Below are 22,534 nucleotides of genomic sequence, written 5' to 3'. Positions count from 1 at the left end.
GTTAGCTTTCCTTGACCGCGATCGACTCGACCGTGTTGGCGACGTGCTCGAAGGCGTCGGCCGCCTCTTCGAGCGCGTCGACGACCTCCTTCATCTTCATGACCGTCAACGCGTCGTACTCACCGCTGAACAGCTTGGCCAGCAGCCTTCTGTAGACCTGGTCGCCCTGGTTCTCCAGCCGGTTGACCTCGATCCAGTACTCGTTGAGGTTCTTCATCGACCGCAGGCGCGGCATGGCCTCGGCGGTCAGCTCGGCGGCCCGCTCCAGCACCTCCACCTGGCGGACGACGTCCTTGGGGAGGTGGTCGATCTGGTAGAGCACGATGAGATCGGATGCCGCCTCCATGGCGTCCATCACGTCATCGAGGTTCGAGGCGAGACGGTAGATGTCCTCACGGTCGAACGGAGTGATGAAGCTCTCATTGAGGCGGTTCATGATCGCATGGGTGCGTTCGTCCCCGGCGTGCTCGCAGGCGCGCATCTTTTCGGCCAGGGTTTCCCTGTCCGATCCCTCGCTAATGATCTCGACCAATAGGCGGGATGCAGTGACCAGGTTGTTCGCGGAGTCGGCGAACAGGTCGTAGTAGCTGTCCTCACGTGGCGTGAGACGCAGGCGCACGTCGTTCTCCAGATGTGCGGGGATGGTCCGTGGTAGAGAGTACGGGTTACCAGGAGAAATGCGAACTTCATGTCCCCTTCTCCTACTGGCTACCCTTCGTATGGTGTGCGACACCGGGCCGGTTGGTAGTTTGGTTGCCCTTTTTCCACGGCGGGGTGGGGGAGACTTGGCCGCGGGTTTCGGTCGCCGCTTGTCCAGTCCATCTTGGTGACATTTCCGGACCACCGCTAGTCCGGTGGTGGGTTGGTCGGGCGTGTCGTGTCTTCGGGCGTCTTCGGACGTCTTGGGGCTGGGTGGTGTGGGGCGGTCCGCGGGCAGAGTGGGGCGGGCGGTGGTGCGGTGCGAGGCGGTCCGCGGTCAGAGCGGCTTCTGACGGGTCTGGAGCCGCTACTGGGAGCAGGCGCCGCCTGGCCGCCTGCTCATAGGTCGGACGCTGGAGGCTCGCTGCTCTCCGCCAGTTTTCCGGGGACGCCCGCCCACTGCCCGAGGCATGCCCGCAGTTTGCCGAGGGAAGCCCGCCTGGGAGGCCCATCCGATGGGCGCCCGTCCTTGGGGGCCGGGAGGTCCGTCGGGGAGACCCCGCCAGGTACCCGAGATGCCCGCAAGCCCCCGAGGCACCCGCCAGGTATCTGGGGCCCTAGCCAGCTACCAGAGGGGTGCCCGCCAGCTTCCCGCAAGCCGCCCGCCAGTACTCCGGGGGATGCCGGGGGAGACCCGCACGCCAGGCGAGCCCCAATCAGTCCGCCCTCAAACACCCCAGAGCATCAGACCTTCGTCAGAGACCTTCGTCGGAGGCCTTTATCGGATCCTCGTCAGATCTTCGTCCGATGGAAGTTCCGGAACGACCGGGACGGCGTCGGCCCGCGCTGCCCCTGGTACCGCGACCCGTACTTCGACGACCCGTACGGATGCTCAGCCGGCGAACTCAACCGAAACACACACAGCTGCCCGATCTTCATCCCCGGCCACAGCTTGATCGGCAACGTGGCCACATTGGACAGCTCCAACGTGACATGCCCACTGAACCCCGGATCGATGAACCCTGCAGTCGAGTGAGTCAACAACCCGAGCCGCCCCAGCGAACTCTTCCCCTCCAGCCGCGACGCCAGGTGATCAGGCAGGCTGATCACCTCGTACGACGAAGCCAGCACGAACTCCCCGGGATGCAGAATGAACGGATCATCCCCGTCAGGCTCCACCATCCGCGTCAGATCCGGCTGCTCGACGGACGGATCGATATGCGGATACCGATGATTCTCAAACACCCGGAAGAACCGATCGAGCCGGACGTCGATACTGGACGGTTGAATCATGTCCCGATCGAACGGATCGAGAGCCAGCCGTCCCGAGTCGATCTCGGCCAGGATGTCGCGGTCAGATAGCAGCACGCAGAGCAACCTACCGCGTGCCGGTGGGAAACTTGGGGGCACGGCTGGCTGATGTGGGCCGAGTTTCCGCTAGAGTGGTGGTCGCGGCTACGGCCGATGCGGGTGTAGTTCAATGGCAGAACATCAGCTTCCCAAGCTGACAGCGCGGGTTCGATTCCCGTCACCCGCTCTCACCAGGAAAAGCCAGGTCGGGGATGAATTCCCAACCTGGCTTTGATCGTTTCTTAGGCGGTTTTCGATCTTCCGTGCCCGTTACGTGCCCCATCCGTCTTGATCTTGGTCCTTCAGGGCTTCCTCGGCGAGCTTGCCGAGAGCGTCGGCGATGGCCCGATCACGCTCCATCGCGGTGTGCTGGTAGATCAACGCGGCTCGGGTGGACGAGTGGCCCATGCGGGTCATGAGGTCCCGGAGAGTCGCGCCGGACTGGGCGGCGAGGGTGTTTCCGGTGTGACGGAGATCATGGAAGTGGAATCCGCTGAGCATCGCCTTCTTGAGCGCCGCCGCCCAGACACGGGTGAAGTTCGAGCGCCGGAGCTTGGCGCCCTTGGGGCCGACGAAGACGTGTCCGTGCTCGCCCTTCTCGGCGTACGTCTCCATGTGCGCTCGCAGATCGGGCAGCAGCGTCGCCGGGATGCTGACGAGACGCTTGCCCGCTTCCGACTTGGGCGGCCCGATGGTCACCGAGCCGTCCTTGAGCTCGGTTGTGGTCCCGACGATGCGGATCGTCCCCGCCTCCAGGTCGAGGTTCTTCCGCTGGAGTGCGGCCAGTTCACCCCACCGCAGGCTGGCAAAGGTCGCCAGAAGGATCAGCATGCGGAACCGCGGTTCGATGGCGTCGGCCAGGACGAAGACCTGCTTCATGGTCAGTACGGGCCGCTCGGGCGAGTCTTCCTTTCCTGCCTTCTTGATCGTGCAGGGGTTGGCCTTGATCAGCCCATCCTCCACAGCCGTGTTGAAGATGGCCTTCAGGAGCCGGTACGCCTTGGCCACGGTGATCGGTCCAACCCCGCCGTCCAGGAGCTGCTTGCGCCACTTCCGGATGCGAGCGACCTTGACCTCGCTCATGGCGCAGTTGCCGAAAGTCGGGACGAGGTGAATGCGGAGAAGTCCCTCGTAGAGCTGGACCGTCTTGGGACGCAGGCCCGGACGCTCGTCCATCCACGCCGCGCCGTACTCCTTGAAGCTGACCTTGCCGAGGTCCGGATTCAGCCAGTCGCCGGCCAGAAGTTCGGCCTCCTTCTTGGTCAGCCAGATCTCGGCTTCCTTCTTGGTCGCGAAGGTGTGCGATGCGGTGCGGTCGACGCCGTCAGGCCCCGGATACCTGGCCTGGAATCGTCCCGAGGGGAGTTTCCGAACGCGCCCGAATCGACGCTTACTCATGCCGCGCTCCATGTATGGATGGTGATCGGGTGGACGAGTCCCGCCGCGATGAAGTCGTTGAGCGCGGATTCGGGGAAGCGAACCTTGCGCCCTAGGCGGACGAAGGTGATCCGGCGTTCTTCGATGAGCCGCCGGGGGAACCGCTCGCTGGTGCCGAGCCGTTCGGCGACCTGGGCCACCGACAGGAGGCGGTCAGCCACGCGCTTGGATGAGTTGGTCATGCTGCTCTCCCTTCGGTCGCCGAAAGATCTTGTCCGTCTGCTTGGGCTTGGAGTTGGTCCATGTGGGCTCGCCAGCGTTGGCGTTCGTGGACGGATCGGAGGAGGCGTACGGCCAGCGGTGGCACGTTGGCGTCGCCGGTCGGGATGGGTTGCCAGACGTAGCGGTGTGGGTCGGTGGGTTCGTCTGCGACGCCGAGAGCTTCCAGGACCCAGGTGCGGCGGTCCTGCTTGTGTTCGGCCAGGGTCTTGTTCGACCACTTGCGGGAGACCAGGACGCGGCGTCCGGCGTAGCCGAGGTGTTCGGGCTTGTGGGCCTCGCCCTTGCAGCGTCCGGGCGTCATGCCGGGCTTGGCGTTCTTGGGCTGGATGCCGTAGCGGAGCCAGTTGGGGCAGGTCGGTGAGCAGGGCTCGAAGCGCAGGGCCTCGACCATCCGGGCGGCGTGGTCGAGGCGGGCCTGGTCGTCGGTGTCGAGGGTGTCGCCGAGTGACTTGGTGAGGTACTTGGACAGGTAGCGGATGCACTGGTCGGCGTCGGGAGTGCCTGCGAGGACGCCTTGGACGTCGATCTGGGTGCCGAAGCGGATGACGTGCTGTGGTTCGGCATCCTCGTCGACGGCGTCAAGGGGCGGCGGCGCTGCACGCCGTCGCCCGGCCCTGCGCCTGCGGCGCACGCCGGACATGCGGCCTGGGGGCCGGTCCCGACGTGCGGCAGGGCTCCGGGCCGTCGCCGCACGTGCGCCGCGCCGTTCCTACGTCCCCGCCGGCCGTTGGTCGCACCGCCGCCCAGATGCAGCCCGACGATCGCCTCATCGTGGCTGAGGTCTGCCGTGGTCGGGGGCGATCGAAGATCCAGGGTTGTTCCTCACCCTGGCTCACCGAGGAACGAGGTTGAGCGCCGTGACATCGAGAAGCAGGAGCTTCCGGCGAAGGTAGTCCGAACCGCCTGCGGCTCAGATAATGGGATCATGGAATCCGCTGAGGAGTGGGATCGGTGCTTGGGGTGGACGTTCGAGTTGATCTCGGAGGATCCTGTTCGGCGTGAGCGGGCGCGCGGCCGACTGAGGGTTACTCAAGATCGCCGTAGTAAGGCGTTGTATGCCTTCAATGAGGTCTGGCGAGATGAGGAGTTGTCGGCCGCTGATCAGGCAGGAGGCCAATACATCGCAGAGCGACGAAGAACGCTGCCAGATGCTTTGTGGGAGTTCATTCCCGCTGAGTCCTACGCCGATTGGGGCGGACTGAAATATGTCCTGCTCTATCTGGAGTGGGAGGCCCGATACCCGGACGAGTGGATAGCCTCTGCCAAGAGCTAGGGGACAAAACACGGTCAATTACATGATCTGGCCAGGGCCGTGCCATATCTGGCGACTGAGCTGATCGATCAGCTGGTTGACTTGATTTGCCTTGCCGTACGGCGTGAGCACCGTTGTGAAGATGAGGGGTATGCCGTACTGGCCAGGGCGGTTGGCGGATTGCGGTTACGTCGTCTCCTGCTTGAGATCGCCGATGATCCTGATGAGGGTTTCCGCTTACGGGCCCAGTACCTCCTGTGGTTGTTAGACCACCCTGAGGCGCCCAAGCCCAAAGTAAGCCAATGGAAGGCGTGGTTGAGAAGTCGGGAAGCCGATCCGGTGTCCGAAAGAGCCGAACCTGTCGCCTGAGCACGACGAGGAAGGAGAGGCTCCCTGTCCCCCACGTGCCCGTTGCGTGCCCGTCAGGAGGGTGGCTAAGGGGGACTCGCGGGGAATCACGGTCACTCGACCGGCATATGCCCAGGTCAGCGTTTCCCCTGCTCAGAGTCCGTGATCTTGAAAGACTTCCCAAGCTGACAGCGCGGGTTCGATTCCCGTCACCCGCTCCACAAGGAAGGCCCAGGTCAGGGCTGGCATGGTCAAAGCTCTGACTTACTTGGCTGTGGATCGGCGCGCCTATCTCAGGCGACTTTCCAGGTTCGGTCGCCGAGCGTAGCTACGAGATCCAAGTGACCCCCGAGCGCAGCGATGTACTCTCGTACGACGTCGATGCCGGATACTTCGCCGTGTTCGATCTTGGAGATGCGAGCTTGGCTGACTCCCAAGGTGTGGGCGAGTTCAGCCTGAGTGACACCGGCGGCCTGACGGATCTCGGCGAGCTGGAATCCGCGGACGTACGCTTCGCGGCGTTCACGCGCGGCGGCCTCTCCAGCAGCGCGTTCCGTCTCGTCTCGCGGGTCGAGCGCTGCCGCTTTGGCCTTGACGTCCGACCACTTGCTGTACCGAGCTCTCATCGCTCCTCCTGCTCTTCTTCTTTGAGCGTGATCAGGTGCTGGGCAAATCGTTCATCAGCCAGTGGTATCGCTTCCCGATACCAGCGGTTCCAGTTGCCGGCTTTATCGCCGGCTACCAGAAAGATCGCTTCCCTTGCCGGATCGAAGCAGAACAGCATCCGAATCTCACTCGTCCCCGATGAGGGCGGGCGTAGTTCCTTCATGTTGTGGTACCGACTGCCCTGTACCCGGTCGACCAGAGGACGACGCGCCGTCGGGCCTTCCTCCGCGAGCTGATCGATCGCGTCCTTGACTAGGTCTGCAGTCTCCGGATGGGTTACGCACATGGTCAGGTACCACGCCTCGACCTCCGGATGAAGACTGACCTCCCAGCTCATGTAAGCGATTATAACCATCTAGTCATATTCTTCACATCCACATCCGATGCATGTCGCCTCTCGCCGAAGGTTGCGCCTGGCGAGCCTCGTGTCGAGCCGATTGGTGGATGCGTAGGTTCGCGGATCCAGGCACTGCCCCGCGCGGGGGCCCGTTGCGTGTCCAATCAAGGATGCCCCCGTGGCCCTGGCCGCTTTCTCCCCGCACGGGTCGACTGCAGGCAAAGTGATCAGGCGGGCAGGGGGTACGCGTCGCGCGAGGAACAGCAGGTCGCAGGCTGATCGTCGTGCCATTAGCGTGCCATTAAGGGCGGTAACGAGGGGTCAACCACGGTCACTCACGTCCGGCCTCAGTCGCAGGTCAACGCCCCTACAAGCCGAGATCCCTGCAATTCCCAAGCTGACAGCGCGGGTTCGATTCCCGTCACCCGCTCCAACACCGAAGGCCCAGGTCAGGATATGAGTCCCGACTCGGGCCTTGATCGTTTCTAGAGCTTTGTCGATCTTCCATGCAATTAACGTGCAATTAGCCCACGGGAGCCGGCACGCCCGCTGATCCGTCGTCATCGTCTTCATCGCGGCCCTTGAGTTGCTTGTCGATGGCGTCAGCGATGGTCTTGTCCGCACCCCTGACCGCGTGCTGATAGATCATGGCCGCTCTGACGTTGTCATGACCCATGCGGCCATCAGGTCCTTGAGCCCCGCCCCCGACTCCGCCGCGAACATGTTCCCTGTGTGGCGAAGATCGTGGAAGTGCAGACGGGCAAGGCCCATGTCCTTCACGACATCAACCCAGCGTGTACGCGTGTTGAAGCCACTGCGCCGAAGTGGGCCGCCCTTCGCGCCGGGGAACATCAGCGCCCCGGGCTCGTCCTTGACATAGATGTCCAAGTGCTCTTTGAGTATCGCGACGATGCTCTCGGGGATGCCCACGGTGCGCCGACCTGCCCTGCACTTGGGAGGGCCGAGGACCAGGCCACCAGTTGAGCGCTCCACGAAGGCGACGCGTACACGAACCGTCCTGGCGACGAGATCGACGTCCATCCGTCGTAGAGCACTGATCTCTGCCCGCCGGAGGCTTGCGAACGTGGCGAGGAGGACCATCGCACGGATGGAGAGCGTCACGTAGGTGTACGGTTTGGCGCTCACGCCGCCACCCCCTTGCCGTGTGACGTATCGCGTTGGTGGCCAGCTCGCTCACGATGAGCTCCGCTTCCTCGACCACCGGCCAATCCTTCAGAAGGTAGGAGACGAATCGACGGGCCTCGGTGATGGAGGCTCGTGAGCCGAGGAAGTGACGAGACATACGCCATGGCATGGCAAGCTCAGATGTCTAGGGGGCTATACGTCCATGTCGCCAGCGTATGAGTGATTCTAAGGCGCGCTCAGTTCCACACGCATAAATGCGTCACGATGTGTAGCGGGGTTCCAGGCTCCGATAGTCGCCGGCGATGTCGGCGAGCAGGCCCCGCAGCGCCTCGCCGTACACAGCAACTGAGCCGAAAGCCACAAAGGTCTCCATATGCGTCCCGATCTCTTCGGGATCGGTCAGGGTGAGGTCACCCGTGAGAGTGTCCACGATGCTCGTGGAACCGTCGAAGATCGTGAAGCCATGCAGGGGGAAGCACGGTGCCTCCACCGCCCACGGCACCACACCGAGCCCGACATGAGCCAAGGTGGCCACCTGGGCGAGCCGGTCAAGCTGCGCCATCATCAACGCGGGGGAGCCGGGCCAGGTACGTACCGCTCCTTCTGTGAGGAGGAAGGAGAACTCGCGCCCAGAGTCGAACAGCACGGCTTGTGCTTCCAGCCGGACCGCCGCAGCCTTGGCCGCATCCGCCTCATCGACATCCCGGCCGATAGCCAGAGGCAGCCGGCATACTCCGCCGTCTGCAACAGCGCGGGGATCATCGCCGACTGAAACGCCATCACCCGACGAGCTGAACGCAGACGAGCCGCGTTCGCTGCCTCACGCCCCACGAGTCCACCTTTGAGTCGGGAGACCTCATCGCGTAGCCGCACGAGAAGGGCATCCAACTCCGCATGCCCGGATTCGTCGAGCTCCAGCGCAGCAGAGAGCCGCTCTACCGTGTCAGGTGTCGGAAGGAGCTGACCCGTCTCTATCCGGGAGATCGTCGGCTGGGCAACTTGCGCACGCACGGCGAGTTCCTTGCCGGTCAGCCCGACATCCCTGCGAATGGCGCTCCGCGCCGCCGCACGGCCCGCACGCCCGCCCGCCGTCCGGGCGTGCGGGCTGGGGGCCGGTCCCGAACGGCGGCGGGAACACGGGCCGCCCGCCGCACCAAACCTCACCCGCCAACCAGGGATGCGCCGCCGCTCATCCAACTAACGCAGGTCGCACGGGTTGAGGCCTTGGGCTTCGAGGACGGCGAGGGCTGGGTGGTCGGCGGCTCACAAGTCCTGGAAGGGCTTGGCGTAGACAAACTCGCCGCGGATCTCGGGCATGTAGGTCGTGAGGGTACGGACCTGGAAGTGTGGTCCCCATGAAGCGTCCGGCGGGATGATTCCATACTCCTCGGCGGGGCGGAAACCGAAGCGCGGGTAGTAGTCGCGGTGTCCGAGGAGCACGACCAGCGGTTCGCCGAGGGCTTCGGCGGCTCCAAGGACGGCGTGCATGAGGGCATGGCCGACGCCGCGCCGTTGGAAGGCCGGGAGTACTCCGAGCGGCCCGAGGCCGAGCACCGGATACGAGCCGGCCGACGCCCTGCTGCAGACGACGTGCCCGGAGATCGTCCCGCTGGTATCCGTCGCCACCAGGGAGAGTTCAGGGATCCACCCCTCGCACGCGCGTAGCGCGTCGACCAGTCGGGCTTCCGCGTGTCCGGGCGAGTCCGCCCCGCGGGCGAAGGCGGCGGCGTGTAGGTCGCGGATGTATGGGATATCCGCTGGAGATTCACGACGTATCAACACTTCGCCAGATTTTCCGCCCGGGATCCGGCCTGTCAATCGGATTAAAAGCATGGCTCAGGCGGGGACCTCGGCTCCGGGATGATCGCCGTGCAGGGTGCTTCCCCTTCGGGCGGGTCGACGGCAGACGGGATGATCAGGCGGGCAGGGGTGCGCGGGGGCGCGAGAAACACCAGGTGGTGAGCTGATCGCTGTGCAATTAGCGTGCAATTGGGCAGGGTAACGAGGGGTCAATCACGGTCACTCATGACCGGACTCGCGCCCAGCTCAGAGCCCTCACATCCGATGATCATTGCAGTTCCCAAGCTGACAGCGCGGGTTCGATTCCCGTCACCCGCTCTCACTGTGAAAACCCAGGTAGAGCGATGGATTCGGGACCTGAGCTTTGATGGTTCCTGATGTTATTGATCTCTGCGTTCCACTAGGTTCATGATCACCCTGTCAGAGGCAGCAGGACGGGGCATCACTCAAACCTTGATGACAGTGACGCGTGCACCACACAGTGCGGCGAGGTCCTCGGGGTCGGAGGTGAGGACCGTGACGGGGCCTGGGGCGGCGAGGGCGGTGGCGCTGAGCATGGCATCGATGGCGTACTTGTGCCCATGCAGGCCGGCGTCGGACAAGAGTGTGGCCGCGTGGCGGGCGATTGGTTCGGTGACCGGCTCGATGACGAGGCGGGACAGCGTCCACTCCAGAGCCGGCCGGTTGACGCGAGGGTGGACCACCTCGACGAGGATGGCAGCAGAGGTGATGACGCGGAAGTCGTCAGCACGGGCGAGAGCAAGCCATGCGGTGACCGTACGGTCGCGCCGGACGGCCTTGGCCAGTCCTTCGCTGTCGAGGACAAGGGTGCCGCCGGGAGCAGCGGGAGAACGGGTCACGCGACCGCCCCACCACTGGCCTGTCCTCGCCGGGCCTGGTGGAGTTGGTCGCGCAGCGCCTGGACCTCGTCGTCGGTGATGGGGCCGTGCTCGGCCTCGGCGACTTGGATGAGTTCGCTGAGGTTGTCGCGCTCGATCTGACGGGCGACGGCGGCGGCGACGTAGGCGGACAGGCCGGAAGGGCCGCTCCGGGATCGGGCTGCCTCGGCGATGTCACGCGGCATGGTGATCGAATACTTGCCAGTAGGCTCGCTCATGCTCTCTATCCTACCTCTCATCCTCCCGAGATCGCTGGCGGTGGGTTGTGCGTTGAGCAAGAGCTGATCGATCTCCTGCGTCCCCTCGTAGCGTCCGCCAGACGTGCCCGCTGCGTGCCCGTTCGGACGGGGATCAACGGGTAGTGAGCAATGCTCATGACCTGTGGATCGGCCTCGGGTTGGACGCGAAGGGCGTACCTTCCCGAGTGATCGACTTCTGGTCATCGAGTAGGCCGACGTTGCACCGTCGGTTGGGAAGGCAGGCCCGTGCTGAGCGTAGTGAATGCCGATGGAACGACCGAGACCGGCTCTCTGATCGACGACATCGTCCGCGAGGGCGCGAGGCGGATGCTGGCCGCCGCTCTGGAGGCTGAAGTCAACTCCTATATCGCCGAGTTGGCCGACCAGCGAGACGAGAGTGGGCGCCGCCTGGTGGTCCGCAATGGCTATCACCAGCCCAGGAAGGTCGCGACCGCAGCCGGGGTGATCGAGGTGAAGGCCCCACGCATCAACGACAAGCGCATCAACGAGGCAACCGGCGAGCGCAAGCGGTTCTCCTCGGTGATCCTGCCGCCGTGGTGCCGCAAGTCCCCGAAGATCAGCGAGGTGCTGCCGCTCCTCTACCTCCACGGCCTGTCTAGCGGGGACTTCATGCCCGCGCTCGAGCAGTTCCTCGGCTCCTCGGCCGGCCTGTCGCCGGCTACCGTCACCCGGCTGACCGCCCAGTGGCAGGCCGACCACAAGGCGTTCAGCGAGCGCGACCTGTCCGCCACGGACTACGTCTATGTCTGGGCCGACGGTATCCACCTGCGCATACGGCTGGAGGAGGTGAAGGCTGCGGTCCTGGTCGTCATGGGCGTGCGCGCGGACGGAACCAAGGAGCTGATCGCGATGGCCGACGGCTACCGCGAGTCCTCGGAGTCCTGGGCGAGCCTGCTGCGGGACTGCCAGCGGCGCGGCATGCGCGCTCCCGCCTCGCCGTCGGCGACGGAGCCCTGGGCTTCTGGAAGGCGTTGAACGAGGTCTTCCCCGAAACCCGCCCCCAAAGGTGCTGGGTTCACAAGACCTTCAACTCTCGACAGCCTCCCGAAGTCAGCTCAGCCCGCGGCGAAGAGGGCCATCCAGGACATCTACAACGCCGAGGACAAGGAGCACGCGGCCGCCGCGGTCAAGGCGTTCGCCAAGCAGTACGGCGCGAAGTTCCCCAAGGCCGTCAAGAAGATCGTCGATGACGAGGATGAGCTGCTGGCGTTCTACGACTTCCCCGCCGAGCACTGGATCCACCTGCGGACAACCAACCCCATCGAGTCGATCTTCGCGACCGTCCGTCTGCGGACCAAGGTCACCAAGGGCGCCGGATCCCGGGCCGCCGCCCTGGCGATGGTCTTCAAGCTCGTCGAGTCCGCCCAGGCCCGCTGGCGAGCCGTGAATGCACCCCGCCTCGTTGCCCTCGTCCGCGCTGGGGCCCGCTTTGAACGCGGCCAGCTCGTTGAACGGTCGCAGACGACCACGGGGTGAATAGGGTGGCGGACCTGCCTCGAAGTTCGAGAACATCCGGTCATGTTGGATGGCACGGCAGGACAGGACCTTCCGGTCGGCCTCGGGTTCCGGCCGTATCGCGGCGACGAAGACCACGGCGCCATGGCCGCGGTGCGGCTGGGGTGTGTTGAACGGGACCGGGTCGATGTCCATTCGGTAGTGGAGGGGCTCCCGACAGCGGCCGAGATCGCCGAAGCTTCTGCCAAGTTGGAGGAGCCGTCCAAGAACCAGATCCTGGTGGTGCTCGACGGGAGCGTCGTCGGCTACTCGACGATCCGGTGGTGGCAAGAGCGGGACGATACGTGGCTGTACCTGCACCGCGGCTACCTCCTGCCCGGGCATCGCGGCCAGGGCATCGGCTCAGCCATGCTGAGCTGGGCCGAAGAGCGGATCCGCCAGCTCGTCAAACAGCATGGAACGGCGCGGACGGCAGTGATCGGCGCGAACGCCATGGCCTCCGAGCAGGACGCCACGGCACTTCTGCGCGCAGCCGGCTACCGACGTGTCTTCAGCCTGGTCGAGATGGAGCTGGGCGATCTGCGGCAGGTGCCCGAGCCAGGCAGCGAGCTGCCGGCCGGGATACGGACAGGGCCGATCGGGACAAGCCACTACCGTGCAGCCTGGAGGACGGTCGTCGATTCGTACGCGGACCGCGGTTCCACTCGGAGATGGCCTTTCCAGGACTTCGTCGACACCGCCGACCCGGCATGCTGGAGGGCTGCCTGGAACGGGCAGGACATGGTCGGCGTCGCCCTCTGCTCCATCCGCCGTCACGACCACACCGTGGGCGAGGTGGAAGAGCTGAGTGTCCGGACGGACCAGCGACGCCTCGGAATCGGCCGGGTCCTGCTGCTGGACGGGCTGCGGAGCCTTCGCGAGCAGGGTGCAACGACCGCTCGGCTGTTTACGGGCACGGCAAATCCGCACCGGTCCTACGACCTTTACGAGAGTGTGGGGTTCCAGCGGCGGAACGAGTACGTCCGTTACCGCAAGCCGCTTGCTTGATCGACCGGCCATTGGGCTGTCGGGTCAGTCCACAGGATTTGACAATGCCTCGGGCCATTAGCGGCCCCATTAAGAGGGGTAACGAGGGGTCAATCACGATTACTAACGACCAGTCTTCTGACCAGCTCAGCGCTTCCTCAGGCCGTGATCGATGCAGTTCCCAAGCTGACAGCGCGGGTTCGATTCCCGTCACCCGCTCCACTAGCAAGGCCTTCGCCAGAGGGCGCTTCGCGCTCAAGAGCTCAGCCTGTATCCAGTGGGGGCGCGGCCCCCGCCCAACTGCATCGCCTTCGCTCACGGGGGCGCTTCGCGCCGATCAAGCTCAGACGGTGTCTATTGGGGCTTCGCCCCAAACCCCGAAACGAGAGGCTGCCCCCTCAAGCTCCCCGATCGCTGGGCCCGCTGGGGGTAGTTCCTTTGTCGACCTGAGTTCGGCTCGCTGTCCCTCGCCGCCCCACCAGTAGGTCAAGACGATCGGCGCCGGCACCTGAGCCGCCGCAGCCAACCGGCGGCCCCACAACTGCTGAACACATCTGGTCCGCCAGCTCACAGCTATCCACAGTCGCACGAACCTCAACGCAGTCGGCCACCCCGCTCACACTGCCGAATTGTTCTCATAGGTATCAGCGGCGCACGCGCCGCCACACCCGGCCCTCTGCCCGCCCGCCGTCCGGGCGTGCGTCCTGGGGGCCGGTCCCGGACGGCGGCGGGACATCGGGCCGAGCGCCGCACACCTGCCGCGCCGAACCGACCGAACGCTCCCACCGGGATTGCCACGCCGCCACACAGACGTAGCCCTCACGATCGCCACGACGTGGCCGGCCTCCGTAAGTGCTTGGAGGCGATCGACGATCCAGGATTCGTTCCTCACCCTGGCTCACCGGGTAACGTGGCTGATCACCGTTGTCATATCTGGTCACCACCAGGTAGCCGACAGCGGTTGCGCCAGCCCTAGGCTGGTCGTCTGTGCAGACATCATCCGATGAAGTCCTCCAACTAAACGTTGTCGACCGCGAGGGCAGAACCACAGTGGCGACCCTCACGCTCTATGACTCCGTGCCTGCACGGCTCACACTCAGGTGCCGCAGCCTCCTATTGGATGTGGGGGGCGAGTACCTACTGGATTGCCTCATCGATCTCCGCCGTCGGTTAGAAGCCGAAGAGCTCAATCTCTGCTGCCAAGGAGCACGAGCGGATGTCTGGCCATCAGGCCAACTCCGACAGTTCACCAACGGCCGCTTCGGATACGTCTTGGCATCCAAACCTCCGGGGTGCGCACACGAGGAAGTCGACTTGTTCGCACCGGCTCAGCCCCACGAGATCGCTTCAATCGAGCAACAACGTGAAACTGTCTTCCGGTTTCACAGGCTGCATCAACGGCGAAACCTAGCTGAGCCGAAGGAGAAGTACAGCTCAGAGTCGTGATCGCCGGGCCATTAACAGGGGTGCCTAGGAGTTAATCACGGTTACTCAGGACCAGTTCACTGCCCAGATCAGCGGGCCCCAGTGGGCCGTGATCGATGCAGTTCCCAAGCTGACAGCGCGGGTTCAATACCCCGTCACCCGCTCCAAATAAGAAGGTCAGCTCAGGATCACGGGTCCAGACCCGAGCCTCTTGCCTGCAATCGACTCAGTCCAGATTCCGTCCGGGCGCGAGAGTACGATCAGCCAACTCCGCCGTGCTCACGTTGCCATCAGGCTCAACGCTGATGGGAGTGGCTCGGCCGTCACTATGGACAAGCCAAGCAAGTACCGCCTCGGTCACCGGCGTGCCGTCGTATCCCTCGTTCCAGTGAGTACGCCACCCACCCCCTGGGATGACACTCACAACACGCTCTCCCCGTTCCAGATGGGAGAAGTCCGGCCAGTCGGTGACGGGACGCAGCGCACCCCTTTGGGGATCCACTACAAGCGCCACCCCAGTAGTCGGATCCCATGCCTCCACCGGTCGCATGCGTCCGGTCTCAGTCTCCATCCCGGTGAAGATCGCGGTCCAGCCCGTCTCAGTGAAGTACCGCATAGATCAATTTTTGCACTACTGCTCCCTCAGCGGCCGAGAAAACGTCGGTGCGGATTTCTGACCAGTAGGTCGGGCAACCCGTGCCCGTTGCGTGCCCGTTCGGTTGGCGACCACGGGGAAGTCGCGGGAACTCACGGTCACTCGACCGGCATACGACCAGGCCAGTATTTCCCCGGGTCAGAGGCTATGATCTTGAAGGAGTTCCCAAGCTGGCAGCGCGGGTTCGATTCCCGTCACCCGCTCTCATAGGAAAGCCCAGGTAGGGGCTCGTGTTGGGGCTGTCGAAGCTCTGAACTACTTGGCCACAGATCGGCGCGCCCCCTCAGGCGACCTTCCAGGTTCGGTCGCCGAGTGTAGCTACGAGATCCAAGTGCCCCTCGATCGCGGCGATGTACTCTCGCACGACGTCGATGCCGGATACCTCGCCGTGTTCAATCTTGGAGACGCGAACTTGGCTGACTCCCAAGGTGTCGGCGAGTTCAGCCTGGGTGACACCGGCGGCCTGACGGATCTCGGCGAGCTGGAATCCACGGACGTACGCTTCGCGGCATTTTGTTGCCCGTTATGTCTTATGCCACCAGGACCGCTGCCCCGAGCGCGTGCCCGACAGCCGCCTCGTTGAACGCACGGATCGCCGCAGTCTCCGCCGCCTTCACCCAAGCCAGGCCGAGGATCGAGGGAGGCAACCCCGCGACGGGAACGAAGCTGACGTCCGGGCGCCTATGGTGATCCGCCGTCGGAGTGCAGAACAACATGCCGCCCCGGTTGAGCGCCACCTGGGTCAGGCCCTCCTGGCTGGTGGCCACCGTACCGGCCAGAGGAATGGGACGGCCGGAAGGGGTTACGGACGGGGTCACACGCTCGCGCCATGCGCGCGGAGCCGGGCCGTCCAGGGCGATCAGGGACAGGTCCGCCAGCTCCTCCGCGCTGATACTCGCACGGGCGGCCAACGGGTGGCGCGAGGAGAGGCCGAGCTGGTACGAGACCCGGTTCAGCCCTTCACTCGTAGCCAGATCGGGCTCGTCCACCGGGAGCAACGTGAACGCGATGTCCACCTGCCCGACCCGCAATTTGCCAAAAGGGTCGGAGAGCGGGATCTCCACCAGCTCCACCTCGCATCCCGGGTACTGGCGCTCGAAGGCGCGCACGCTGCCGATGACGACGTCCGTGGGGGTGGCGAAAAAGCCGAGCCTGATCACGCCGGTCACCTCGCGGGCGGCCGCCTTGGCCCGGCTGACCGCGTTCGCGAGGCCGTCGTAGGAGGGGCGCAGGTCAGCCAGGAAACGTTCGCCCAGGGGTGTGAGGCGCACGCGCCTGCTGGTCCGGTGGAAGAGCCGGCCGCCGATCCTGGTCTCCAGTGAGCGCATGAGCTGGCTCACCCGGCCAGGTGACAGGTAGAGGCGCTCGGCCGTACGCGCGAAGTGCAGCTCCTCACTGAGCACGACGAAGCACTCCAGCTCCCTGAATTCCATCCCCACCTCCATCTGATCGCTTAGCCCACCTAAACCAAGCCTTCGGCTTCCGCCATTGTTCCCGCTGGTGGCCGGCAGAAAGCTGGCATGCATGACCATGACCGATGTTTCCGCCGCCACCCGGGCGCGCTGGCTCGCCGTGTTTTCGGTCGCGGTGGGCACCTTCACCATCGTGACCAGCGAGATGCTGCCCGTTGGCCTGCTGACCTCGATCGCCGCCACCCTTGACGTCTCCGACGGGACGGCCGGGCTGATGATGTCGGCGCCCGGGATGGTCGCCGCCGTGTCCGCGCCCGTGCTGGCGATCACCACCCGACGGCTCGACCGGCGCGTCACGCTACTGGGGCTGATGGCACTGCTGGCGGTGGCCAACCTCGCGGGTGCGTTCGCGCCGAACTACCCCGTCATGCTGGCCGCCCGAGTGCTGACCGGGGTGAGCATCGGCGGGTTCTGGGCCTTCGCGGCCGGACTCGGCCTGCGACTGGTGCCCGAAGGGTCCGTCGGGCGGGCCACGTCGATCATCTTGGCCGGGGTGTCGGTGGCGTCGGTACTGGGGGTGCCTGTGGCGACGTTCATCTCGTCGTTCGCGGGGTGGCGAACCGCGTTCATCGCCATGGGGGTGCTGGCTCTGGCCCTACTCGCGCTGCTGGCTACCACCCTGCCGCCCCTACCCGGCGATCCCCGAGCCCGCGCGTCCGAGCCGTTGCCCCAGGAGGCCCCGGCTCGCGCGTCGGAGGGGCGGCTCGCGTGGCTCTCCGGCCCGCTCAAGATCGTCCTCGTCCTGACTGTCTTGATCGTGTCCGGCCACTTCGCGGCCTACACTTACGTCCGGCCGTTCCTGGAACAGGTCTCGCACGCCGGTCCCGCCCTCGTCAGCGCCGCCCTCCTCATGTACGGCGCCGCGGGCGTGGCCGGCAACTTCGTGGCCGGCGCATGGGCGGCCAGGAGCCCCAAGCCGGTTCTGGTCACGCTGGCCGTGCTCATGGCACTCTCCACGGCGGCGCTGCCCCTGATCGACCTGCCCCTGGTCGTGCTTGTGGTGTGGGGCCTTGGCTACGGCGGCGTAGGAGTGACCCTGCAGCTCTGGATCATGCGGTCGGGTGGTGGCGAAATGGGCACGGCGCTCTTCGTCGGCGCCTTCAACGTCTCCATCGCGCTCGGCTCATTCGTCGGCGGCCGGGTTGTGGACGGCGTGTCAATCTCCGCAGTGATGTGGGTGGGAGCGGCGCTCGCCGTGGTCAGCGCGGCCGTCGCCGGCATCTCGGGCAGGGGTGGGACGACCGCTTCATGAAAGGAACGCGCCTGATAGGGGTGCCTTGTGGGCCGCCATCGTGGCCCTGGGCGATTATGCGGTGGGGGAGAACGCCCCGGAGCGTAGCCGGCCCCGCTTCGCTCTGACCCACGAGCTGGCCGCGCGGGTTCAGCGCGTATGGATGTTCGGCTCAGCCGCGACCCGCTGGCACGTCATCGGAAGCACATCCCGCTTGTATACGATCACATCATGTTCGCCCCCCGAAGAACATGGATCTTTCTGGCGACGCTCGCGGCCTCGACCGGCGGAGCTTTCCTTGGCGTCCTTGGGGAGAAGGTCTTCATCCAGGGCATGCCCTTTTCAGCTGCCTCCAGCGCTGCTCTGAACTCCTGGGTGATATTCGCTGGCTTCTTTCTCGGGTTGATAGGCGTCTGCCGCATTCTGCAGAAGGCAACGAAGGAAACACATGCGCAGGAAGCAGCCTCCGGTGGGAGTGCTCGGCTCAGGGAGGATCGCTAAGGCGGGTGGGGCTGTGCCGGTCTGTCCGTGGCTGAGGTACACGGTGTATTTCAATTCTTGTCACCCGCTCTCATCGTGAAAGCCCCGTTACACCATTGCAGCGAGTTGTTGATCTCTGCGAGGCATCAGGCGCCCAACGGGTGCGAGTATGGCCGCGTGGTTGATGTGACCTTGGACGACTCCGGTGATTCCGGGGCCGTGGTGAAACTCCAGACCGAAGCCTGGGAGCTCAACATCCGGGCGCCCCTGGCGGATTTGATGCGCCTTCGCGGGATCAAGGAGGCAGATTGGGATGCACGCCGCTCACTTCCAGTCGGGACCTGCGCTGACGCGCGCGTGTTCTGGGCGGCAAACGAGGAGCAAGCGACGATTCTCATCGGCCAGGACGACGAGACATGGGACATCGCGGTCACGGTGCCGCTCGGAACCGTCGACCAGATCGCACGCCTCGCCCAGGAGCACAGGTGATGCATTGGTGATCACCTGACAGGAGCGGGCGAGCCGGGCAGATGCTCCTCGCCTTCGCGTAGAGGGCCGCCGCCGAACGGCTCGCTGAGTTCGGTGACCGGATGCCGTACGGTCATGCTCGCGACTTGGGTGACGGGTGGTGGGAATTGATCTCGGCTTCCGCAACCGGGCTGGTTCTGAAGGTTCGGGAAGCGCGGCGCCTACGTCAGGAGAGGCGCTGGATGGTCCACATGTTCTGGGAGATCCGGGACGGGTGGCCACAACTCGTCGGATCCCACTGGGTGTTAATGGTGACCCAGCCGGCGGGCAACTGGTTGGAGCAGACGGTCATGATCGCGCCGACGGGCTGGTCGTAGTAGGACGCGATGTTCCACACGTTGTAGGTGATCCTCGACGGATTTCCGCAGCGCGTCGGATCCCAGAAGTCGTTCGTCTTGACCCAGCCAGTCGGGAGGCTTCCGGCGCAGACTGTGTTGACGGCCGCGCCGGCCGGGCTGACAGGTAGGAACACGAGCGCGATCAGTGCGCTCAAGACCACGCTGAGGAACTTGAGGCTTTTCACGGTCTTACCCCCTTCGACTCGGCCTCCGCCGGTACGGCGGCTGGCTTGATCACCATTCGCCTCGAGCGACGCGCTGGATGAGATCTGCCGTGAGTCGGTATGACGTTTCAGGTCGCGGCGGACGCGAGCGGTGCCCACTCATCGAGTTGGGCGAGCATCTGCGACTCGGCGCCGAACGGCCAGCGCCGCACGGAACTGTCCCGGGCGGTGACGAGGAGTCCGTCGAGCCCGGAATAGCGGTAGTTCGCAATGCGTGTCCCGCCTCCGTGATGCCGGTGTGTTGACCGGACCAACAAGTTGCTCTCTTGTTGCTTGATCACACTTGTAGGGCCGCATTCGTCTGCGTGCTCCACCTGGCGTTCCTGCGAGGCCGGATCATGATCAACGACCAGTCCTTGAGGCTTGGCTCGGAGAAATGGCTTGAAGACCGCAGGGTCAGGTGATGGCGGAGCCGCGTCGATCGATGGGGGTGTCCAGCAGGGCGGTTGCCGCGCTGTGGATCTTCGTCAGTGCGCTGAGCAGATGTTCGCGCTCGGCCTCGGTGAGGTCGGCGGTGATCTGCTCTTCGAGCAGCCGGCGTTCTCTCTCGATGGGAGTTTGCAGGGCACGGCCGGCGTCGGTGAGCCACAGTCGGACCAGCCGGTTGTCCTGGTCGTCGCGGCGCCGGGTGAGCAGGCCGGCCGCGGCCATCCGGGTGGCCCCCTTGACCACGTTGGGCGTGGTGACGTTCAGTGCGGCGGCGACCTCGCCCGGAGTACGGCCGTCCTGCCGCCACAGCACGGCAAGCAGGTGATCTTGCCCCAGGTGCAGCCCGTGGCGCCGCACGGCCGCCTCGGCCGCCGCTCGCAGCGCCTTCGACGCCTTGCTGTGCAGGTCCAGGAACTCGGGCACGTCCAGGCCTCCGATGATGTCGCGGTGCGATTGACAGCCAGATCGTGTACCGGTTAACGTTCTGCCGAATCATTAACCGGTACACGATCTAGGAGTCCTCATGTTACTGGTCACCGGCGCCACCGGGAACGTCGGCCGCGAGCTCGTCCGCGAGCTGGACGAGAGTGCCATACCGTTCCGCATCATGGTCCGCGACCCCGCCCGCGCGGCCACGTTGCCCGAGCGGGCCGAACGGGTCGTCGCGGACCTGAGCGAGCCGGCAACGCTGCCGCCCGCCTTTGCCGGAGTCGACCGTCTGTTCCTGCTCACCCCCGGCATCGGCCTCGACCACACCAGGCACGCCGTCGCCGCCGCCCAGTCCGCCGGGGTGCGCCACATCGTGCACCTGTCCTCGTTCAACGTGCTCGGCGACCCCATGCCCGCCATGGGCCGCTGGCACCACGAACGCGAGCAGGCCATCCGGGCCTCCGGCATCCCGGCCACGTTCCTGCGGCCCGGCGGCTTCATGACCAACGCTTTCGACTGGCTGCCCACCATCCGCGAGGCGGGCTATGTCCTCGATCCGGTCGGCCCCGGCCGATACGCGCCGATCGACCCCGCCGACATCGCCGCCGTAGCCGCCCTGGCCCTGACCGGTGACGGTCACCAAGGGCAGGAGTATGTCCTCACCGGCGAGGAACTGTTCACCATCGCCGAACAGGTCAAGATCCTGGCCGCGGCGGCCGGCCGGGACATCGCGATCCGGCCGGTGACCACCGCAGAGGAGGCCGTAGCCTCCCGGTTTCCCAACGGGGCACCGCCGGCGCTGGCCGAGGCCATCATCGAGGGGTTCCACCTCATGCGCGCCGACACCGCCGGATTCCGCACCAACACGGTGGAGCACCTGCTCGGGCGCAAGCCCCGCACCTTCGCCGCCTGGTGTGCCCGCAATGCCGATGTCTTTCGGACCACCTGATCCGCATGAAGCCGCGGTAGTCCGGAGAAGTGCAGGAGCAGCACGCCGGGCGTGTCGGGCTGCTGTTCCCCAGCCACCCCAGCGCCCATCGGGACGCCGGCCAGGACTGTCCTCGCGGGCATCCTCCGCAAGTGATCGCAGAGCAGGATTCCAATGCCAGAGGCCTTGTCCGAGAACTGATCAGAGCTCAGAACCAGGGTTGGATGCTCATGGAATAAGCCGGCCCGGAATCAGCTGGGGTTGTCCGGCGCATCAGGGAGATGTCTCCCCAGGCGGGCGAGAGGGGACAGGGCCATGAACACCGGAGACAGGGCCAGAGCGACAGCCGTGAGCAGCAGACCCGTTCGCAGCCCCAGCGCGCCGGCCAGATAGCCGCCGAGAAGTGACCCGAGCGGGGTCAGGCCCATGCCGACGAAGTTGAGTGTCGCGACGACGCGGCCCTGGATCGGGATGGGGGTGATGGCCTGGCGCACTGTCACAACGGTGACGTCGACCACCTGGCTGAAGACGCCGAACAGGAAGTTGACCGCCATCAGCGCGGTGATCGTGACCGCGGAGGAGCCGTGCAGCGCGGGGACGCACAGCATCACGCCGTCGGCGAGCACCGCGGCCGACACCAGTACGACGCCGTAGCCGTACCGCCTCGGCAACCTGGCCGACAGCAGGGAACCCACCAGCGCGCCCGGGCCCATCGCCGCCAGTACGAGCCCGACGGCGGCGCCCGGCAGGTGCAGCGTACGCGGCAAGAAGAGCAGATAGACGGTCATCAGGGCGGCGAAGGAGAACTGGAAGAGGGCCGAGGCGATCCCCACCGCCCGCAAGGAGGGGTCGTTGACGACGAGGCGCAGACCCTCGTGGATCTGCCGCCACACGCGCGCCCGCCCTGCGGCGGGCCTGGGCATCGGCTCGGGACGGCGGATCCGCCGGATCGACAGGACGGACAAGGTGAAGAAGAAGGCACTCGCCAGGATGGCGATCGGCGCGGTGACGAGCGACAACAGCGCGCCGCCGAGCGCGGGGCCGGCGATCTGCGCGGCGGACCTGCTGGCTTCGAGCGCGCTGGTGCCCTGGGCGAGCTGGTCGCGTTTCACCAGTCGTACGAGGGAGGTCTGGTAGGCCACGTCGAAGTACACGGTGAGAGCGCCGACGAGGAAGGCGACCAGGACGAGCAGCGGGATGTCGAGCATGCCGAGGAGGTAGAGGGCGGGGACGACGGCCAGCGCCACGGTACGGCCGGCGTCGGCCAGCACCATCACGTCGGGGGAGCGTCGGCGGTCCACGCCTGCGCCGGCGAAGAGCGAGAGCAGCAGGATCGGTGCCTGCTGGACGGCGCGGAGGACGCCGACCTGCTCGGTGTCGGCGCTGAGCGCGACGACGGCGATGAGCGGCAGGATGACCTGGGCGGCCTGAGTTCCCAGTTGGGAGGTGGTCTGGCCGATCCAGAGGCTGCGGAAGTCGCCGTCTCGCCACACACTGGGCGGAGTCGGCTCAGGCCCCGTCATCTGCGGCCTCGCAGAGGCGGGCGCACGAGCACGGC

24 protein-coding genes, 1 tRNA gene and 3 pseudogenes are annotated in these 22,534 nt (G+C 65.6%); 8 read left to right on the top strand and 20 right to left on the bottom strand.

What is annotated here, in order from left to right; translation table 11 throughout:
• Nucleotide 1 precedes the first annotated feature (1 nt).
• Together LDL49_RS26530 and dcd are read right to left on the bottom strand one after the other, a co-directional pair.
• The gene (locus tag LDL49_RS26530) at nt 2-619 is read right to left on the bottom strand and encodes a DUF47 domain-containing protein (RefSeq protein ID WP_225294450.1); all 618 of its coding nucleotides are present in this window, start codon (nt 617-619) and stop codon (nt 2-4) included.
• Nucleotides 620-1,431: 812 nt separating this feature from the next.
• A complete protein-coding gene (gene dcd, locus LDL49_RS26525) occupies nt 1,432-2,007 on the bottom strand; it encodes a dCTP deaminase (protein WP_225294448.1) in 576 nt (191 codons plus the stop codon).
• 98 nt (nt 2,008-2,105) lie between these two features.
• Between dcd and LDL49_RS26520 the strand changes: the two genes are divergently transcribed.
• A tRNA-Gly gene (locus tag LDL49_RS26520) sits at nt 2,106-2,176 on the top strand.
• Nucleotides 2,177-2,259: 83 nt separating this feature from the next.
• Here LDL49_RS26520 and LDL49_RS26515 read toward each other — a convergent pair.
• From LDL49_RS26515 to LDL49_RS26505, 3 genes are read right to left on the bottom strand one after another with little or no spacing between them, the layout of a single operon-like run.
• On the bottom strand, nt 2,260-3,387 hold the full coding sequence (locus LDL49_RS26515; protein ID WP_225294445.1) for a tyrosine-type recombinase/integrase: 1,128 nt from the start codon (nt 3,385-3,387) through the stop codon (nt 2,260-2,262).
• Nucleotides 3,384-3,608 carry a helix-turn-helix domain-containing protein gene (locus LDL49_RS26510; RefSeq protein ID WP_225294443.1) on the bottom strand — a complete coding sequence of 75 codons (225 nt, stop codon included), beginning with the start codon at nt 3,606-3,608 and terminating at the stop codon, nt 3,384-3,386. Before LDL49_RS26510 ends, LDL49_RS26515 begins: the two co-directional genes overlap by 4 nt.
• Nucleotides 3,605-4,288, bottom strand: coding sequence for a replication initiator (locus LDL49_RS26505; protein ID WP_225294441.1), 684 nt, complete (start codon nt 4,286-4,288; stop codon nt 3,605-3,607). Before LDL49_RS26505 ends, LDL49_RS26510 begins: the two co-directional genes overlap by 4 nt.
• A 285-nt stretch (nt 4,289-4,573) precedes the next feature.
• Here LDL49_RS26505 and LDL49_RS26500 point away from each other — a divergent pair, with 285 nt between their 5' ends.
• Nucleotides 4,574-4,921 carry a hypothetical protein gene (locus LDL49_RS26500; RefSeq protein ID WP_225294439.1) on the top strand — a complete coding sequence of 116 codons (348 nt, stop codon included), beginning with the start codon at nt 4,574-4,576 and terminating at the stop codon, nt 4,919-4,921.
• A 620-nt stretch (nt 4,922-5,541) separates the two neighbouring features.
• Here LDL49_RS26500 and LDL49_RS26495 read toward each other — a convergent pair.
• From LDL49_RS26495 to LDL49_RS26460, 9 genes and pseudogenes are all read right to left on the bottom strand, one after another.
• On the bottom strand, nt 5,542-5,874 hold the full coding sequence (locus tag LDL49_RS26495; RefSeq protein WP_225294437.1) for a helix-turn-helix domain-containing protein: 333 nt from the start codon (nt 5,872-5,874) through the stop codon (nt 5,542-5,544).
• Nucleotides 5,871-6,251 (bottom strand): type II toxin-antitoxin system RelE/ParE family toxin, encoded by a 381-nt coding sequence (locus tag LDL49_RS26490; protein ID WP_225294434.1) that lies wholly within the window; start codon nt 6,249-6,251, stop codon nt 5,871-5,873. Before LDL49_RS26490 ends, LDL49_RS26495 begins: the two co-directional genes overlap by 4 nt.
• A 523-nt stretch (nt 6,252-6,774) precedes the next feature.
• Nucleotides 6,775-6,900, bottom strand: a complete 126-nt coding sequence (locus tag LDL49_RS57140; protein WP_263655513.1) for a hypothetical protein — start codon at nt 6,898-6,900, stop codon at nt 6,775-6,777.
• Entirely contained in the window at nt 6,897-7,397 is a 501-nt protein-coding gene (locus LDL49_RS26485) for a site-specific integrase (RefSeq protein ID WP_225294432.1), read from the bottom strand. Before LDL49_RS26485 ends, LDL49_RS57140 begins: the two co-directional genes overlap by 4 nt.
• Before the next feature lie 259 nt (nt 7,398-7,656).
• Nucleotides 7,657-8,109, bottom strand: a complete 453-nt coding sequence (locus LDL49_RS26480; RefSeq protein WP_308016192.1) for a Scr1 family TA system antitoxin-like transcriptional regulator — start codon at nt 8,107-8,109, stop codon at nt 7,657-7,659.
• Nucleotides 8,110-8,294: 185 nt separating this feature from the next.
• Nucleotides 8,295-8,561 (bottom strand): annotated as a pseudogene (locus tag LDL49_RS59295) (helix-turn-helix domain-containing protein); the annotation flags it as partial.
• Between the two features lie 99 nt (nt 8,562-8,660).
• A complete protein-coding gene (locus tag LDL49_RS26470; protein WP_225294430.1) occupies nt 8,661-9,230 on the bottom strand; it encodes a GNAT family N-acetyltransferase in 570 nt (189 codons plus the stop codon).
• A gap of 413 nt (nt 9,231-9,643) precedes the next feature.
• A complete protein-coding gene (locus LDL49_RS26465; RefSeq protein ID WP_225294428.1) occupies nt 9,644-10,057 on the bottom strand; it encodes a type II toxin-antitoxin system VapC family toxin in 414 nt (137 codons plus the stop codon).
• Nucleotides 10,054-10,314 carry a CopG family transcriptional regulator gene (locus LDL49_RS26460; protein WP_225294426.1) on the bottom strand — a complete coding sequence of 87 codons (261 nt, stop codon included), beginning with the start codon at nt 10,312-10,314 and terminating at the stop codon, nt 10,054-10,056. The genes LDL49_RS26465 and LDL49_RS26460 overlap by 4 nt, the downstream gene beginning before the upstream one ends.
• A 348-nt stretch (nt 10,315-10,662) precedes the next feature.
• Here LDL49_RS26460 and LDL49_RS26455 point away from each other — a divergent pair.
• Nucleotides 10,663-11,832 (top strand): annotated as a pseudogene (locus tag LDL49_RS26455) (transposase).
• Between the two features lie 42 nt (nt 11,833-11,874).
• Entirely contained in the window at nt 11,875-12,858 is a 984-nt protein-coding gene (locus LDL49_RS26450) for a GNAT family N-acetyltransferase (protein WP_225294424.1), read from the top strand.
• Nucleotides 12,859-15,200: 2,342 nt separating this feature from the next.
• Here LDL49_RS26450 and LDL49_RS26445 read toward each other — a convergent pair.
• Nucleotides 15,201-15,395 (bottom strand): annotated as a pseudogene (locus LDL49_RS26445) (helix-turn-helix domain-containing protein); the annotation flags it as partial.
• A gap of 52 nt (nt 15,396-15,447) precedes the next feature.
• Entirely contained in the window at nt 15,448-16,350 is a 903-nt protein-coding gene (locus LDL49_RS26440) for a LysR family transcriptional regulator (RefSeq protein WP_225294422.1), read from the bottom strand.
• A gap of 97 nt (nt 16,351-16,447) precedes the next feature.
• Here LDL49_RS26440 and LDL49_RS26435 point away from each other — a divergent pair, with 97 nt between their 5' ends.
• The 3 genes from LDL49_RS26435 (at nt 16,448) to LDL49_RS26425 (ending at nt 18,589) form a co-directional block, all read left to right on the top strand.
• Nucleotides 16,448-17,641 carry an MFS transporter gene (locus LDL49_RS26435; protein ID WP_225294420.1) on the top strand — a complete coding sequence of 398 codons (1,194 nt, stop codon included), beginning with the start codon at nt 16,448-16,450 and terminating at the stop codon, nt 17,639-17,641.
• Between the two features lie 210 nt (nt 17,642-17,851).
• Nucleotides 17,852-18,121, top strand: coding sequence for a hypothetical protein (locus LDL49_RS26430; protein WP_225294418.1), 270 nt, complete (start codon nt 17,852-17,854; stop codon nt 18,119-18,121).
• A 156-nt stretch (nt 18,122-18,277) separates the two neighbouring features.
• The gene (locus LDL49_RS26425) at nt 18,278-18,589 is read left to right on the top strand and encodes a hypothetical protein (protein ID WP_225294416.1); all 312 of its coding nucleotides are present in this window, start codon (nt 18,278-18,280) and stop codon (nt 18,587-18,589) included.
• A gap of 205 nt (nt 18,590-18,794) precedes the next feature.
• On the opposite strand, the gene LDL49_RS26420 is transcribed toward LDL49_RS26425, so the two are convergent.
• The 3 genes from LDL49_RS26420 to LDL49_RS26410 all read right to left on the bottom strand — a co-directional run bounded on the left by LDL49_RS26420 (nt 18,795) and on the right by LDL49_RS26410 (nt 20,042).
• Complete coding sequence (locus LDL49_RS26420) at nt 18,795-19,151, bottom strand: hypothetical protein (RefSeq protein ID WP_225294414.1); 357 nt, start codon at nt 19,149-19,151, stop codon at nt 18,795-18,797.
• A gap of 107 nt (nt 19,152-19,258) precedes the next feature.
• Entirely contained in the window at nt 19,259-19,471 is a 213-nt protein-coding gene (locus LDL49_RS26415; RefSeq protein ID WP_225294412.1) for a hypothetical protein, read from the bottom strand.
• A gap of 115 nt (nt 19,472-19,586) precedes the next feature.
• Nucleotides 19,587-20,042, bottom strand: a complete 456-nt coding sequence (locus tag LDL49_RS26410; protein ID WP_225294410.1) for a MarR family winged helix-turn-helix transcriptional regulator — start codon at nt 20,040-20,042, stop codon at nt 19,587-19,589.
• Between the two features lie 100 nt (nt 20,043-20,142).
• Here LDL49_RS26410 and LDL49_RS26405 point away from each other — a divergent pair, with 100 nt between their 5' ends.
• A complete protein-coding gene (locus LDL49_RS26405; protein WP_225294408.1) occupies nt 20,143-20,997 on the top strand; it encodes an NAD(P)H-binding protein in 855 nt (284 codons plus the stop codon).
• A 230-nt stretch (nt 20,998-21,227) separates the two neighbouring features.
• On the opposite strand, the gene LDL49_RS26400 is transcribed toward LDL49_RS26405, so the two are convergent.
• Nucleotides 21,228-22,499, bottom strand: coding sequence for an MFS transporter (locus tag LDL49_RS26400; RefSeq protein ID WP_225294406.1), 1,272 nt, complete (start codon nt 22,497-22,499; stop codon nt 21,228-21,230).
• Nucleotides 22,500-22,534: the final 35 nt, after the last annotated feature.

The sequence above is a fragment of the Nonomuraea aurantiaca genome (assembly GCF_020215705.1).
GTDB classification, from domain to species: Bacteria; Actinomycetota; Actinomycetes; order Streptosporangiales; family Streptosporangiaceae; genus Nonomuraea; species Nonomuraea aurantiaca.
Note: the sequence above shows the minus strand (reverse complement) of the source record. Positions and strands in the feature narration are given on the sequence as shown.